We start from the raw sequence: 14,502 nt of genomic DNA, 5'->3' as shown, positions 1-14,502 counted from the left end.
GGCGGGCCTTCGGTCGGTTAGTCGGCCGTGGCTACCAGTGGCTCGAGGGTTAGTTTCGGGAATTCTTTTTCGATGTACTGCAAGCGCCATTTGTCGCTGAACAGGGCGAGTAGGGCGCCGTCGCTGCGGGTGAATACCTCTACGCCGCGCTGCTTGCCGAGTTCGTCGGCCGATGCGGCGTCGGTGCGCCGGGCCAGCGTGTAGGGCAGGTTGTCCATCTTGGTCTCGACGTTGAACTCGGTGAGCATGCGCGCGGTGACCACCTCGAACTGCATCGGCCCGACGGCCGCGAGCACGGGGGACGCGTCCCCGCGAATGTCGTTGCGCAGCACCTGGACAACGCCCTCGGAGTCCAGCTGATCGATGGCCTTGCGGAACTGCTTGTACTTGCCCGCGCTCTCGGCGCGCAGCACCGCGAAGTGTTCCGGCGCGAACGACGGGATCGGCGGGAACTCCACCTTCTTGTCCACGAACAACGTGTGGCCGGGGGCCAGTGCCGTCGCGTTCACCAGGCCGACCACGTCGCCCGGGTAGGCGGTGTCGACGGTGTTGCGTTCCCGGCCGAACACGGTCAGCGCGTATTTCGTCGCGAACGGGCGACCGGTCTGCGCATGCGTGACCACCATGCCGCGCTCGAATTCACCCGAGACGATCCGCATGAACGCCAGCCGGTCCCGGTGCGCGGCATCCATACCCGCCTGCACCTTGAATACGACCGCGCTGAACGGCTCGGTGATCTCGCGGGCTCCGCCGTTCACGTCGGGCCTCGGCCCCGGTGCGGGCGCCAACGAGACCAACGCCTCCAGCAGCTGCCGCACACCGAAATTCAGCATCGCCGAGGCATAGATGACCGGGGAGGTCTGCCCCGCGAGGAACATTTCCTGGTCGTGGTCCTGCCCGGTGGCCGAGAGCAGCTCGCTCTCCTCGACCGCGGTGGTCCACGGCTCGCCCTCGCGCGCCTCGGCCTGCGCCGGGGTCAGCGATTCCTCCGGCGCAATGGTCGCGCCGCCCGCGGTGCGGGTGAAGTGGATGTATTCGAGCGGGGCGCCCTCTTCGCCGCGGCGAAGCAGCCCGCGGAAGTCGCCCGCGATACCGACCGGGAGGAACAGCGGGGTCGGGGTGAGGCCGATCCGCTCGTTGATTTCGTCGAGCAGTTCCAGCGGCGCCTGGCCCGGCCGGTCCCACTTGTTGATCACGGTGATGACCGGGATGCCGCGGTGCCGACACACCTGGAACAGCTTGAGCGTCTGCGGCTCCAAGCCCTTCGCGGCGTCGATCAGCATCACCGCGGCGTCGACGGCGGTGAGCACCCGGTAGGTGTCCTCGGAGAAGTCGGAGTGGCCGGGCGTATCGACGAGGTTGATCACGCTGTCCACGTCGGAGCCCTCGGCGCGGTAGTTGAACTGCAGCGCGGTCGAACTGACCGAGATACCGCGCGCCTTCTCCATCTCCATCCAGTCCGAGACGGTGGAGCGGCGGCCGGCCTTACCGTGGATCGCGCCCGCCTCGGAGATCATCCTGGCGTGCAGCGCGAGCGCTTCGGTGAGCGTCGACTTGCCGGCGTCGGGGTGCGAGATCACCGCGAACGTGCGCCGTCGGGAAACCTCGGCGGGCAGTCCCTCAGGGGAGGCGGTCAACGGAACAACCTTTCACAGACGACCGATCGGCAACCTGTCTAATCTACGCGATTGACATTGCCCCGACACGACCTGTGCCCGACCACCCGATTCCAACTGTGCATAACCATTGCGGTATGGTGTTCGGGTTGTCTCGGCGAGGGTGACCGCAGACCTGCTTTTGCGTTCACCGTGATCGACGCGGCTCGGCTTCCGGCCGTCCCCGTTGGTTCTTTCGTCGGACGAGTAGACCAACCTTAGCCAGGGCGGAAACAGACCCTGGCGCACTGTTGACAGCCCGGAACAGCCGTAGGGAGTAGATCCAGTCATGTCCGACGCCAACCTTCTCGAAGCCGCCGTACGCACCGAGTTCGGTAAGGGTGCCGCCCGCCGTACCCGTCGCGCGGGCAACGTTCCCGCCGTGCTGTACGGCCACCAGGCCGACCCGCAGCACCTCTCGCTCGACGCCCGCGCCTTCTCCGCCATCCTGCGCGAGCACGGCACCAACGCGGTGCTCAGCCTCGTCATCGACGGCAAGAAGCAGCTCGCGCTCACCAAATCCGTTGTCGTGCACCCGATTCGCCGCTACATCGAGCACGCCGACCTGCTCATCATCAAGAAGGGCGAGAAGGTCACCGCCGATGTGAACGTCATCATCACCGGCGACGCCGCCCCCGGCACCCTGGTCACCCAGGACGCCACCACCATCTCCATCGAGTCCGACGCGATGAGCATCCCGGAGTCCATCGAGGTCTCGGTCGAGGGCATCGAGGCGGGCACCCAGATCAACGCCAGCCAGCTCACGCTGCCCAAGGGCGTCACCCTGATCGTCGATCCGGAGACCCTGATCGTCAACATCATCGCCGCCCCGCAGTCCGAGGCCGAGGCCGAGGAAGCCGCCGAGGCTGCCGAGGCCGCCGCCGAGAGCGCCGAGTAAGTAGTACCGGAATCGGTTGTCGATGACCGAATCCACCACCGGGCCCGCGCTCGTGGTCGGACTGGGTAACCCAGGAACCGAATACGAGCGGACCCGGCACAATGTGGGGTTTTTGGTCGCCGACGTGCTCGCGGAGCGCGTCGGCGGCCGTTTTGCCGTGCACAAGAAGTCCGGCGCCGACCTGCTGCAGGCCCGCCTCGACGGCCGCCAGGTGCTGATCGCCAAGCCGCGCTCGTTCATGAATCTGTCCGGCCGCCCGGTCGCCGCGCTGGCGAAGTTCTTCTCCGTGCCGCCGACCGAGGTGATCGTCGTGCACGACGAACTCGACCTGCAGTTCGGCGAGATCCGGCTGAAGCGCGGCGGCGGCGAGGGCGGGCACAACGGCCTTCGCTCCATCTCCAGCGCGCTGACCACCAAGGACTACCTGCGCATCCGGATCGGCATCGGCCGTCCGCCCGGTCGGCAGGATCCCGCCGACTATGTGCTCAAGCCGTTCGCGGCGCCGGAACGCAAAGAGGTACCGGTGATCGTCGAGCAGGCCGCCGACGCCGTCGAGCTGTTGCTCCGGGTCGGGCTGGAAGCCGCGCAGAACCGGGTGCATTGATCGTCGCGAATTCGACGCGCTGTCAATGCCTTTCGAAGTGCGCGCCGCCGTTCAGCGGAAGCTGTAACGGGTTTGGCTGAACGGTCGGCGCCAGCTCATCGATCGCCGCTCAGCGCAGGTGGACGGCGGTGGCGGCGCGCCGGAGCTTGCCGGAGGAGGTCTTCGGCAGCGCGCCGGGACCGAGCACGGCCACGGTGCGGGGACGGGAGCCCACCTCGGAGAACACCGCGTGCACGATCTCGCGCTCGATTCGCTTGACCGCCTCGGCATCCTGGTATTCGTTGCTCTCCACCACCACCGCGAAACTCTCCCGTTTCTGCCCGGCGTCCAGGCGCACGGCCACCGCGTTGCCCGGCCGCACGCCGGTCACCCGGGTGGCGGCGCGCTCGATGTCGGTGGGGTAGATGTTGCGGCCGCCCATGATGATGACGTCCTTGATTCGGCCGCACACCACGATCAGGCCCTCGTCGGTGAAATAGCCGATGTCGCCGGTGTCGAGCCAGCCCGCGTCGTCCTGCGCGGGGCGGAAGCCGTTTACCGTGACGTAGCCGGAAGTGACTGCCGGGCCGCGCAATTCGATGATGCCGACGGATCGGCTCGGCAGTTCCTGGCGCTCCGCGTCGACGACCCGGCCCTCCAGATGATCGACCAGGTAACCGAGGGTGGGCAGTCGGCGGATATTGCCGGGATGCCCGTGCGGGTCGGGCACCGGCACCGCCTTGCCGAGCGCCTCCAGCAGGTCGGCATCGATGACATCGAGCACCTGGCCCAGGCCGGGATCCGGAATCGACACGGCCAGTGTGGTTTCCGCCATGCCGTACACCGGGGTGAGCGCCATCGGGCTGAGCCCGAAGCGCTTTCCGGCGGCGGCCAACGTCTCCATGGTATCCGGGTCGACCGGCTCCGCGCCGTTCCACATGTAGCGGACGCTGCTCAGATCGAACGCGCCGTCGTCGGCCTGCTTCAGTCGGCGGGCCAGCAGTGAGTAGGCGAAATTCGGTGCGGCGGTGACGGTTCCGCGATACTTAGCGATCAGCTCAGCCCATAACAACGGGCGCATCAGGAAGTCGATCGGCGTCACGCACACCACCTCGGCGCCGATTTGCATGGGGACACTGAGGAATCCGACCATGCCCATGTCGTGGAACAGTGGCAGCCAGCTGACCATCACGTCCTCGTCGAGCTGGAACTTCACCCGGTCGAACATGGCGTAGGCGTTGACGAAGAAGTTGCCGTGGGTGATCCGCACCGCCTTGGGCGACCCCGTCGAGCCAGAGGTCAACTGCTGCAGGGCGATATCGTCCTCGGCGGTCGGCACCGGGTCGGTATCCACGCCGTCGTGCAGCTGGTCGATCCGCACCACGGTGATACCGCGCTCGCGCAGCAGCGGTTCGGCCGCCTCGAACGGGGCGCCGAGCACCACCGCGCGCGCCTCGATCATGGTCAGCACGGTTTCGGTGTCACGAGCCCAGACGACGAGATCGGTGCGCGGAGTCGGCTGGTGCAGCATGGTGATCGACGCGCCGCGCATCCAAATGGCCTGGCAGGCCGGTGCGATATCGACCGGCAGGCCGGCGAGCACGCCGACGGCGTCACCGTGGCCGATACCCGCCGCCGCGAGGCCGCCGGCCATCCGCCGGGCGATCCGATGGATCTCGCCCCAGCCCTGGCGTCGGGGCGCGTCCGGCTCGCCGGTCACCAGCCCCCGGGTCGACGCCCGCGCCGTCGCATACATCTCGTCGGTGAACCTGCTCAACGTCAACTCCCTCATCACCAGCTGCGGGCCGCCTGTCGACCTGAATCAACTATCCCGCCATTCCGGCGTGGCGTTAACCCTTTTCCCGCGTGTCTGAGTTTGCTGGAGTGTCGCGGATTGGTTATGCCACCGGAGTTCAGCGGAAAGTGGTGGCGTACTGGTCCACGTAGTGACGGCCGGAACGGGCGGCGAGCTCGCGCATCAGCTCGTCGGTGGCCGTGCGCGCGACCTGATGCTGCTCGGCGGGCAGGTAGTAGCGCGGGGTACCGAAGCTGATCCGCACCTTGCCGAAGCGGGGCAGTCGACTGCCACGGGGGTTGACGCGGTCGGTGCCCGCGAGCACGACCGGGATCACCGGGGCGCCGGTCGCCATCGCGACCCGCAGGGTGCCGGTGCGGCCGCGGTAGATCCGTCCATCCGGCGAGCGGGTGCCCTCGGGATGGATGGCCCAGACGCCACCCGCCTCGAGGATGCGCCCGGCGGCGGCGAGCGCGTCGGCCGCGGCGCTACCGCCGGTCCGGTCGACCGGCACCTGGCCTGCCGCCGAGAAGAACCAGCGCTTGCCGCGGCCGCGCAGGCCGGTTCCGGTGAAGTACTCCTGCTTGGCCAGGAAGGTGACCCGGCGCGGCAGCACGAGCGCGAGGTACAGCGAGTCGATCACGGCGAGGTGATTGGCCGCGACGATCACCGGCCCGGTGCGCGGAACATGGTCGAGCCCTTCGACTTCCGGTCTGCCCAGCACCCGCAACAGCGGGCCGAGCAACACGTACTTGAAGAGCTGATACCACACGTAGACCTCCCGTAAAAGAATGTGTAGACATTGTCTACAGCACTGGAGTAGACACTGTCTACCGCTGCATGAGACAGTGTCTCGAGAAAGTCGTTTGCTGACGTGACAACTGATTTCGTCAGGACATGGGTAACTCACCGGGGACGGGCGAACTCGATCCGCACTGTGCCGCCGGTCGCCAACGCCACTGCCGTGGCACCCGAGTCTGGCCTGAATACACGGAGAGGCGGAACAGTGCCGCTGCGGGAACGCCTGGTCGATGCGGCCGTCGATCTGCTGGAAGAGGTCGGTGCGGCGCAATTGGGACTTCGCGCCATCACCAGGGCCGCCGGTGTCTCACATGGGGCACCGCGCAGGCACTTCCCGACCCATCGCGCGCTGCTGGCGGCCGTCGCGGCGCGCGGCTTCGTCGACCTGATCGACCGATTCGCCGCGGCCGCTCCCGATGACGAATCGCCCCGAGATCGCCTGGCGCGCATGAGCGTCGAATACGTCGAGTTCGCCGGTGAGCGGCCGGAGATGTTCACCCTGATGTTCCGGCACGACCTACTCGAAGGCTCCGGCGAGAATCTACGGGCGACCACGCTGCCGCTGTTCGCGCGATACGCGGCCTTGGTGGACGAGGCCGCGCAGCACGGTTCGGTAGCCCCGGCGGAGCGCGCGATCGCCCTGTGGACCAACCTGCACGGCATCGCGACGTTGCAGGCAAATCGCAGTATGCGCTTGATCGCCCCCAACACCGACATCCGCGCACTGCTCAACCGCGCACTCGAACTACACCTCACCTGAAAGCCCACCCAACTAGCCACGCGGGCAACGAAATCCGCACTCTCACTCGGGATCGGCACTGGCTTTAGGGCCCTATTCCGAGTGCAGATCCCGAGACAGAGTGCAGATCTTCACTGACATGGGTCTGGGGGGCGTCGGTGGAGGGATGGTTATAGGTTGGCGACGGCGGCGATGAATCGGTTGAGGTCGTCGAAGCTTACGAAGCAGTGTGGTGAGGCTCGGACTACCGAACTCAGGCCGCGGCCGGTCATGTCCAGCAGGGTGGAGCCGGCGTGGCTGACCGTCACTGTGATGTCTTGTGCGGCAAGCTGATCGCGCACCGCGATGCCTTCGAGGCCGTCGACGGTGAAGGACACGATGCCGCTATGTCGAATGCCGTTGTCGCGCACCGTCACTCCGGGGATTCCAGGGAGCGCCTTGCGTAGGTGCTCGGCGCGGGCGGCGATGGCGTCGTACACGTTCTCGGGCCCGAGGTCGAGCAGGTACTGCACGGCCGCGCCCAGGCCGAGGCGTCCGGCCACATCGCATTCCCAGAACTCGAAGCGGCTGGCGTCGGGGGCGAGGCGGTATTCGTCCGGGCCGACCCATTCCGCGCCGTGCAGATCGAGCCGTCCCGGTTCGAGGGATTGCGCCAATTCCGGTCGGACATAGAGGAATCCGGTGCCGCGCGGTCCGCGCAGCCACTTGCGGCCGGTGGCCGAGAGCGCGTCGACATCGAGCTCGGCCACGTCGATTGCGAGCTGCCCGGTCGACTGGCAGGCGTCCAGCAACACCAGCGCGCCCACCGAATGCGCGATCCGGGTGGCCTCGGCCGCCGGGTTCACCAGGCCGCCGTTGGTAGGCGCGTGCAGCAGCGAAACCAGCTTGACCCGCTCGTCGACCATGGCGGTCAGCGCGTCGAGATCGAGCTGCCCGGTGTCGTCGCTCGGGATCTGCTCGACCGTCGCCCCGGTGGCGCGGGCCCGCTGCAGCGCCGCGATGGCGTTGCTCGCGTAGTCCGACCCGGAGATCAGCACGCGGTCGCCCTCGGCCAGCGGAATCGAGTAGAAGAAATCGGCCCACGAACGAGTTGCGCTGTCGCTCAACGCGATGCTGGTCGGCGCCGCGTTGATGAGCCTGCCGATCGCGGTCTTCACCGCGGCGAGATCGTCGAGGCGTTCGTTCGCGGCGCGGTAGCCGCCGATCGCGGCCTCGCGTCGCAAATGGTCGATGGTGGTGTCGAGGACTACCTGTGGCGGGAGTGACGACCCGGCACTGTCGAGGAATACCGAACCCGGCGCGTCACTGGACGCACAACCCGGAGTGTCGGCTCGGACACGCGCTTCATCCAGCATGATTGCGACTTTAACGGGCAGCGCCGGGCCGAGTCCGGCCGTCCCCGGCTGGTCCCCAGTTCGGATTCTTGTCGATTTCTTGTCGGTGCCGCTCGCTACTCTGGATGGATCGCCGCGAGCGGAACACAGCACGGCCACGCGGTGGTTACAGATCAACAGCGGACACGAAACCACAGCAACTCGGACGCACAACGGAGGTTGGCATGGCGGTCACGCTGGAATCAGAGCTGGTCAGTCGGGTAATCCACGATGGAGAGCTCAACTCGCGAGCCGCCGCCGAGGCGTATATCGGAGGTGTCTGCTTCAAGCAGGGACCACCCACGCTGATCGGCGCCGAGCTCGAATGGCTCACCGTGCAGGGTGAGTGTCAGGCGTCAGGCCCCTCGGCCGCCCCGCGTCCGCAATTGACTGCTCTTGCGGATGCCCTCGGACCTTACGCACCACGGTCCATCGCCCCCGATTCTCCGGAAGAGCCGTTACCAGGGGGCAGCCGGGTCACCATCGAACCCGGCGGTCAGATCGAACTATCCAGCGCACCATTCGCTGATGCCGCGCAGCTGAGTACCTCGCTCCGCGACGATGCCCGCCTCTTGCGGGAACTTCTCCAATCCCGGTCCATCCGAACCGTTTCCGCCGCCGCCGACGCGGACCGCCGCCCCAAGCGGCTGCTCCAGCTGCCGCGCTATCGCGCCATGGAACAGACCTTCGCCGGCATCGGCCCGTTCGGCAAACTCATGATGTGCAATACCGCCGCGACCCAGGTCAGCGTCGATGCGGGGGCCGACCGCGCCGATGTCGCCGCCCGGTGGACCGCGTTGTACGCCATCGGCCCGGCCATGCTCGCCGCCTTCGCCTGCTCGCCCGCCCTGCGCGGGGCACCGGCGGGCGACTGGGCCTCCCAGCGGATGCGGGCCTGGCTGCGCCTCGACAACGCCAGGACCCGGCCGCCGCTGATGGACTGGGCGGATCCGATCGTCGGTTACAGCAGGTGGGCGCTCGACGTGCCGCTGTTGTGTGTGCGAAGACCGGACGGTGATGGGCCGAGCGCGAACGGTCACGGTGCCGACACCGGCTGGTCCCCGCCGCCGGGCGCGACCTTCGCGGACTGGCTCTCCGGCGCCTTGGACGACGAGGTCGGCCGCAGGCCCGATCGCAACGACCTCGACTATCACCTGACCACACTGTTCCCACCGGTCCGCGCGTCCGGGTATCTGGAGGTCCGCTACATCGACGCCCAGCCCGGCGACAGCTGGACCGTCCCGATCCACGTCCTGGACGCGCTCATGTCCAGCCGCACCGTGGTGGCCGAGGCGATCGCCATCGCCGCGCCACTGGCCGGGCATTGGCTCGACGCCGCGCGCCACGGCCTGGCCGATCTGGAGATCCGGGCCGTCGCGGTCGAACTGCTCAGCCTGGCCGCGGCCAACGCGGCATCGGCGGAGGCCGCCAGGGAGATCGAATCCGCCGTCGAGCGATGTCGCGGCGGCCAGGGACCCGTGGCGGAATCCGCCGCGGGCGGTGCCGGGGCGGGCGGTTCCGGAGTCGCCTCGTGACCGACCTGCCGCGAGACGGGGTCGTGCACGAGCGTCCAGTCGTGCCACGAGCCTGCCCGCATTGCCGATCCGACCCGGCGTTCCGAGCTGCGCCGAAGCCGACAGAAACCAACACCGGAGACCTATCGTGACCATTCACCATCCGCCCGCCACGGATAATTCCGACACCGAGCAATTACGTGAGCAGATCGCCGAAGTGCTCACGCGCGCCAGGCAGCGCACGCTCACCCTGACCGACTGCATCGACGAAGCCGAGCTGGTCGCGCAGCATTCGCGGCTGATGAGCCCGCTGGTGTGGGATCTCGCGCACATCGGCAATCAGGAAGAGCTGTGGCTGGTCCGCGATGTCGGCGGCCGCGAGGCGGTGCGCGCCGACATCGACGAGCTGTACGACGCGTTCAAGCACGCCCGCTCGAACCGTCCCGCGCTGCCGTTGCTCGACCCGACCCAGGCCAGGGGCTACGTCGGCACCGTCCGCGACAAGGTGTGGGATGTGCTGGACCGCAGCGACTTACGCGGCTCGCCGCTGGTCGACGGCGGGTTCGCGTTCGGCATGATCGCCCAGCACGAGCAGCAGCACGACGAGACCATGCTGGCCACCCACCAGCTGCGCACCGGCGCCGCGGTACTGACGGCGCTCGCCGTTGCGACCGTGGCCGCGCCCGTCACCGGCGAAGTCGTCATTCCCGCAGGCGAATTCACGATGGGCACGTCCACCGAGCCGTGGGCGCTGGACAACGAGCGCCCCGCGCACCGAGTTCGGTTGTCCGGCTTCGCGATCGACGCCGCGCCGGTGACCAACGAGCAGTACCTCGCCTTCATCGACGACGGCGGCTACGACCGCCCCGAGCTGTGGTCCGACCGCGGTTGGGCGCACCGGCAGGAGGCGGGCCTGGTCGCGCCGCAATTCTGGGAGCGCGACCCCGCCGGGCACTGGTGGCGGCGCGTCTTCGGCGTGCTCACCCCGCTGCGCCCGCACCAGCCGGTGGTGCACCTGTGCTGGTTCGAGGCCGAGGCGTTCGCGAACTGGGCGGGCAAGCGACTGCCCACCGAGGCCGAGTGGGAGAAGGCCGCGCGGCACGACCCGGCCACCGGCGCCGCCCGCCGATACCCGTGGGGCGACGCCGAACCCGACGCCGCCACCGCGAATCTCGGCCAGCGCCACCTGGAACCGGCCGACGTCGGCGCCTATCCGGCGGGCGCGTCCCCGGCCGGTGTGCACCAGCTCATCGGTGACGTCTGGGAGTGGACCGCCTCGGGTTTCGAGCCGTACCCGGGCTTCCGCGCCTTCCCGTACAAGGAGTACTCCGAGGTCTTCTTCGGCGGCGACTATCGCGTCCTGCGCGGCGGCTCCTTCGGCACCGACCCGGTCGCCTGCCGCAGCACCTTCCGCAACTGGGACCATCCGATCCGGCGGCAGATCTTCTCGGGCTTCCGGCTCGCCAGGGACCTGCGGCCGGGGGAGGGCGAGTGAGCGCGACGGCTCCTTTCGCGTCGATCCACACGGCGGGACCCAACCGGTTCGGCATCGCGGCAGGAGGCAGGCGCTGATGTGCAGACATCTCGGTTATGTGGGTCCGGCGGTGCGCGTCGGTGAGATGCTCACCGCCGGTACGCATTCGCTGCGGACCCAGTCCTGGGCACCGCGAGACATGCGCGGCGGCGGCACGATCAACGCCGACGGATTCGGTGTCGCTTGGTGGCGGGCTGTCGAGCAGGCCGACAGTCAGCCCCCGTCGGCCGCCGGCGAACCGCTCGGTGATGCCGCGACAGCCAGCACCGTGATCGCCAGCCGGTACCGCAACTCCGCCCCCATCTGGACCGACCCCGCGGTGGAAGAGGTACTGACGCAACTGCATTCGACCGCCGTGCTCGGCTCGATCCGGTCCGCCACCGTCGGCATGCCGGTCGAGCGGGCCGCGTGCGCGCCGTTCACCAGCGCCCAGTGGGCCTTCAGCCACAACGGCTCGGTGCCGAACTGGCGCAACGTCATCACCGCGACGTCGTCGGACTTGGACAACGCCGCCACCCGATTCGGCGCGACCAGACTCTTCGAGACGATCCAGCTACTCGAAGCCGAATCGCCCACCGACGCCGCGACGCTCTGGGTGCTGTTGCGGCAGTTGCTCTCTGCGGTGTCGCCGGACGGTTTCGTCGATTCCCCAGGCACCGCCCTCGGCCTGCTGGCGTCCGGTGTGCTGAAACACGCACCGGCCGCACGCCTCAATTTCCTGCTCGGCGACGGCGAAACCCTCTGGGCCACAACGGTGCACCACGCCTTGTCGGCGTTGGTCACCGACACCTTCGCCGTGCTCGCCTCCGAACCCTATGACGACGACCCGAACTGGCAGTCGATCCCCGACCGCAGCCTGGTCGTCGCCCGTCCAGGCAAGCTCACCATCGATCCGCTGCCCGACAGCACGAAAGGCGCCTCACGATGACCGCACCGACGCTGGAGATCCACCTATCCGACGACGATCTCACCTCGGCATTGCGCGCTGATGCCAGGCTCGGCCTCACCGCCGACCCGAAGTGGCTGCCGCCCAAGTGGTTCTACGACGCCCGCGGCAGCGAACTGTTCGAGCAGATCACCGAGCTGCCCGAGTACTACCCGACGCGCACCGAACGCGCGCTGCTGGAGCGCGTGGTCGGCGAGATCGCCCGGGTCGCGCAGGCCGAGGTGCTGGTCGAGCTCGGCGCGGGCTCGGCCGCCAAGACCAGGCTGCTGCTGTCCGCGCTGACCGCCGAGGGACCGCTGAAGACCTATGTGCCGCAGGATGTCTCGTCCTCGGCGCTGCGTGCCGCCGCGGACGAGATCGCGGCCGAGTTCCCCGGCCTGGCCGTGCACGGTGTGGTCAGCGATTTCACCGACACCCTGCACAACCTGCCCGGCGGCGGCCGCCGGATGATCGCCTTCCTCGGCGGCACCATCGGCAACCTGGTTCCCGCCGAACGCGCCGAATTCCTCGCCGGCATCTACGAGGTGTTGGAACCGGGCGAGCAACTGTTGCTCGGTGCGGGGCTGGTCATCGATCCGGCCGTGCTGGTGCCCGCCTACGACGACGCGGCCGGTGTCACCGCCGAGTTCAATCGGAATGTGCTGCACGTGTTGAACTCTCGCCTCGACGCCGACTTCGCGCCGGAGAAGTTCGAGCACATCGCGCGCTGGGACGCCGAGCACGAGTGGATCGAAATGCGTTTGGCGGCAACCGAAGCCATGACCGTCCAGGTTCGTGACCTCGATCTCACCGTGGAGTTCGCCGCGGGCGAGCAGATGCGCACCGAGATCTCCGCCAAGTTTCGCGTCGAAGGACTGAACGCGGAACTGTCCGCCGCCGGGTTCAGCACCGAGGAGGTGTGGACCGATCCGGACAACCGCTTCGCACTCGTCCTTGCCGCGCGGGACTAGGCGAGCAGCGGTGATCGGGTAGTCGCGCCGGTCACCACCGCGCCGAGCCAGTCGACCAGGGGCCGCATCGTCTCCCAGGCGGTGCGGATCTCCTTGGCGGCCCGTGGTTTGTCCAGCCACGGCGGTGCGCCGATTTCCTTGTTGCAGACCAGGGCCTTGTGCCGGAGCAGGTCGATGCGCGGATGGTCGGCGTCGTAACCCTTCGGCTTGGTCTTGAGCTGCTCCCCGCCGATCGTGTAACCCGCTTTGCGCAGCTTCGCCAGAATTGCCACCAGCTCCGGGCCGCGCACGTCGTGGTCGATGGTGGCGCGCAGCTGGGCGATCTGCTCGGACGAACCGCCGTAGAAACCGCCCGCGACATACAGTCCCGCAGCGCCGACCTGCACATACCAGCCGGTGCTCGGCGCAACGGACACGTACGCGCCCTGGTGATTCTTGTACGGCGTCTTGTCCTTGGAAAACCGCACGTCGCGATACGGCCGGAAGATCTTGGCCGCACCGAAATCCGGCTCCAGCTCGGCGGTCAGCGCGAGCATCGGCGCCTTCACCGCCGACTCGTACACATCCTTGTGCGCGGTCCAGAACATCTTCGAGTTGTCGGCCTCGAGATCCTCGTAGAAATCCAGCCCCGCCAGCGGAAAGCCGCTGAACTTGGTCATGATTGTGCCTCGCTCATACAGAGCAATCTACGTTCTCAGGTCTCCGTTGAAGACAAGGAACCCCACCAGGAAGCCGATGATCATGGTGACGCCGGAGGCGATCGCGGCCCACTTGCCGAGCGACTCGCCCTTGTTGTGGCCGACGATGCCGAGCACGATGCCCGCGGGACCGAACAGGATGGGGCAGAACAACACCGCGATCACCGCGCAGACGAAACCGATGATCGAGAACACCTGGGTGCCGGAGTTCTGCGGTGGTGTGCTGTAGGGCTCGTACGACTGTGGCGGGTACGTGCCGTAGCCGCCGGGCTGTGGATTCTGCTGCTGGCTGTAGCCACCGGCGGGCGGATAGTTGTAGACCCCGCCCTGCGGGTACTGCGGTGTGCCGCCGGAATTCTGCGGCTGGCCGCTCCCCGGATATTGCGGGTATTGCGGCTGCCCCTGTGGATGCTGTTGCGCACCCCATTGCTGCTGACCGGTCGGCGCATCCCAACCTTGCTGTGATGGATTCGCACCCCAAGTCGACTGGCTACCGGCGGGCCCGGCGGGGCCGCCACCCGACGAAGGCTGACTGCTGGGTGGCCCAGCAGGTCCCGAATCCCAAGCCGGTTGCCCGCTGGACGGTCCAGCGGGTCCGGAGCCCCACGATGGCTGATTGCTCTGTGGCCCAGCCGGTCCGTCGCCTGACGAGGGCTGGTTACTCGATGGCCCGGCAGGACCGCCGCCCGATGGCTGTGCTTGTCCACCCAGCGGCCCGGCGGGCGCGTCGGTCGGCTGCCACCACTCACCCGCCGAGGGCGGTGGCGCGGCATACGGCTCACTCGAAGGTTCTGCCGCACCAACGTTTTTCGACAACGAGGGGGCAGCATCCGCCGCTTTCGCGGGCTCTGCCGCCCTGGACGCGCTCGACGACGCGGATTCCACCGGCTCCGGTGTACCGCCGGTGGGTTTCGGATCCTGCGGCGTGCTCATCGCGCCTCCTCGTGTCGTCCGGTCGCCACCTCTGCGTACCGCCGCCGGTGCGGTCGTCCGCGCGCAGCGGACGGACTGCGTCC

At 68.1% G+C, this 14,502-nt stretch carries 13 protein-coding genes; 7 read left to right on the top strand and 6 right to left on the bottom strand.

The window, feature by feature from the left end; genetic code table 11:
- Positions 1 to 17: 17 nt before the first annotated feature.
- Positions 18 to 1,637, bottom strand: a complete 1,620-nt coding sequence (locus ABZ942_RS13725) for a peptide chain release factor 3 (RefSeq protein ID WP_357381593.1) — start codon at positions 1,635 to 1,637, stop codon at positions 18 to 20.
- A gap of 307 nt (positions 1,638 to 1,944) precedes the next feature.
- Between ABZ942_RS13725 and ABZ942_RS13720 the strand changes: the two genes are divergently transcribed.
- Positions 1,945 to 2,553 (top strand): 50S ribosomal protein L25/general stress protein Ctc, encoded by a 609-nt coding sequence (locus ABZ942_RS13720; RefSeq protein ID WP_357381591.1) that lies wholly within the window; start codon positions 1,945 to 1,947, stop codon positions 2,551 to 2,553.
- 22 nt (positions 2,554 to 2,575) lie between these two features.
- Positions 2,576 to 3,157 carry an aminoacyl-tRNA hydrolase gene (gene pth / locus ABZ942_RS13715; RefSeq protein ID WP_357381589.1) on the top strand — a complete coding sequence of 194 codons (582 nt, stop codon included), beginning with the start codon at positions 2,576 to 2,578 and terminating at the stop codon, positions 3,155 to 3,157.
- Positions 3,158 to 3,266: 109 nt separating this feature from the next.
- Here pth and ABZ942_RS13710 read toward each other — a convergent pair whose 3' ends face one another.
- Together ABZ942_RS13710 and ABZ942_RS13705 are read right to left on the bottom strand one after the other, a co-directional pair.
- Positions 3,267 to 4,913: a fatty acyl-AMP ligase gene (locus tag ABZ942_RS13710; protein ID WP_357381587.1), complete on the bottom strand. Its 1,647-nt coding sequence runs from the start codon at positions 4,911 to 4,913 to the stop codon at positions 3,267 to 3,269.
- Between the two features lie 136 nt (positions 4,914 to 5,049).
- Positions 5,050 to 5,703: a lysophospholipid acyltransferase family protein gene (locus ABZ942_RS13705; protein WP_357381586.1), complete on the bottom strand. Its 654-nt coding sequence runs from the start codon at positions 5,701 to 5,703 to the stop codon at positions 5,050 to 5,052.
- A gap of 234 nt (positions 5,704 to 5,937) precedes the next feature.
- On the opposite strand from ABZ942_RS13705, the gene ABZ942_RS13700 reads away from it, so the two are divergent.
- Positions 5,938 to 6,492, top strand: coding sequence for a TetR/AcrR family transcriptional regulator (locus ABZ942_RS13700; protein ID WP_357381584.1), 555 nt, complete (start codon positions 5,938 to 5,940; stop codon positions 6,490 to 6,492).
- 149 nt (positions 6,493 to 6,641) lie between these two features.
- Here ABZ942_RS13700 and ABZ942_RS13695 read toward each other — a convergent pair whose 3' ends face one another.
- Positions 6,642 to 7,826 (bottom strand): aminotransferase class V-fold PLP-dependent enzyme, encoded by a 1,185-nt coding sequence (locus ABZ942_RS13695; protein ID WP_357381582.1) that lies wholly within the window; start codon positions 7,824 to 7,826, stop codon positions 6,642 to 6,644.
- A 203-nt stretch (positions 7,827 to 8,029) separates the two neighbouring features.
- Between ABZ942_RS13695 and egtA the strand changes: the two genes are divergently transcribed.
- The 4 genes from egtA (at position 8,030) to egtD (ending at position 12,788) form a co-directional block, all read left to right on the top strand.
- On the top strand, positions 8,030 to 9,379 hold the full coding sequence (gene egtA, locus ABZ942_RS13690) for an ergothioneine biosynthesis glutamate--cysteine ligase EgtA (RefSeq protein WP_357381581.1): 1,350 nt from the start codon (positions 8,030 to 8,032) through the stop codon (positions 9,377 to 9,379).
- Between the two features lie 127 nt (positions 9,380 to 9,506).
- Positions 9,507 to 10,853, top strand: a complete 1,347-nt coding sequence (gene egtB / locus ABZ942_RS13685; RefSeq protein ID WP_357381579.1) for an ergothioneine biosynthesis protein EgtB — start codon at positions 9,507 to 9,509, stop codon at positions 10,851 to 10,853.
- Between the two features lie 76 nt (positions 10,854 to 10,929).
- On the top strand, positions 10,930 to 11,820 hold the full coding sequence (gene egtC, locus ABZ942_RS13680; protein WP_357381577.1) for an ergothioneine biosynthesis protein EgtC: 891 nt from the start codon (positions 10,930 to 10,932) through the stop codon (positions 11,818 to 11,820).
- Positions 11,817 to 12,788 carry an L-histidine N(alpha)-methyltransferase gene (egtD, locus tag ABZ942_RS13675; protein ID WP_357381575.1) on the top strand — a complete coding sequence of 324 codons (972 nt, stop codon included), beginning with the start codon at positions 11,817 to 11,819 and terminating at the stop codon, positions 12,786 to 12,788. The genes egtC and egtD overlap by 4 nt, the downstream gene beginning before the upstream one ends.
- Here egtD and ABZ942_RS13670 read toward each other — a convergent pair.
- Together ABZ942_RS13670 and ABZ942_RS13665 are read right to left on the bottom strand one after the other, a co-directional pair.
- Complete coding sequence (locus ABZ942_RS13670) at positions 12,785 to 13,447, bottom strand: DUF2461 domain-containing protein (RefSeq protein ID WP_357381574.1); 663 nt, start codon at positions 13,445 to 13,447, stop codon at positions 12,785 to 12,787. The two genes, egtD and ABZ942_RS13670, sit on opposite strands and share 4 nt — an antisense overlap.
- Positions 13,448 to 13,474: 27 nt before the next feature.
- Positions 13,475 to 14,419, bottom strand: coding sequence for a hypothetical protein (locus ABZ942_RS13665; protein ID WP_357381572.1), 945 nt, complete (start codon positions 14,417 to 14,419; stop codon positions 13,475 to 13,477).
- Between the last annotated feature and the right edge of the window lie 83 nt (positions 14,420 to 14,502).

Source organism: Nocardia sp. NPDC046473 (assembly GCF_040645995.1).
Lineage (GTDB): Bacteria > Actinomycetota > Actinomycetes > Mycobacteriales > Mycobacteriaceae > Nocardia.
Note: the sequence above shows the minus strand (reverse complement) of the source record. Positions and strands in the feature narration are given on the sequence as shown.

What these genes read in the sequence shown, in the direction of transcription:
- ABZ942_RS13720 (WP_357381591.1), top strand. Translation starts at nt 1,945, where the DNA reads ATGTCCGACGCCAACCTTCTCGAAGCCGCCGTACGCACCGAGTTCGGT.
- pth (WP_357381589.1), top strand. Translation starts at nt 2,576, where the DNA reads ATGACCGAATCCACCACCGGGCCCGCGCTCGTGGTCGGACTGGGTAAC.
- ABZ942_RS13695 (WP_357381582.1), bottom strand. Translation starts at nt 7,826, where the DNA reads ATGCTGGATGAAGCGCGTGTCCGAGCCGACACTCCGGGTTGTGCGTCC.
- egtA (WP_357381581.1), top strand. Translation starts at nt 8,030, where the DNA reads ATGGCGGTCACGCTGGAATCAGAGCTGGTCAGTCGGGTAATCCACGAT.
- egtC (WP_357381577.1), top strand. Translation starts at nt 10,930, where the DNA reads ATGTGCAGACATCTCGGTTATGTGGGTCCGGCGGTGCGCGTCGGTGAG.
- egtD (WP_357381575.1), top strand. Translation starts at nt 11,817, where the DNA reads ATGACCGCACCGACGCTGGAGATCCACCTATCCGACGACGATCTCACC.
- ABZ942_RS13670 (WP_357381574.1), bottom strand. Translation starts at nt 13,447, where the DNA reads ATGACCAAGTTCAGCGGCTTTCCGCTGGCGGGGCTGGATTTCTACGAG.
- ABZ942_RS13665 (WP_357381572.1), bottom strand. Translation starts at nt 14,419, where the DNA reads ATGAGCACGCCGCAGGATCCGAAACCCACCGGCGGTACACCGGAGCCG.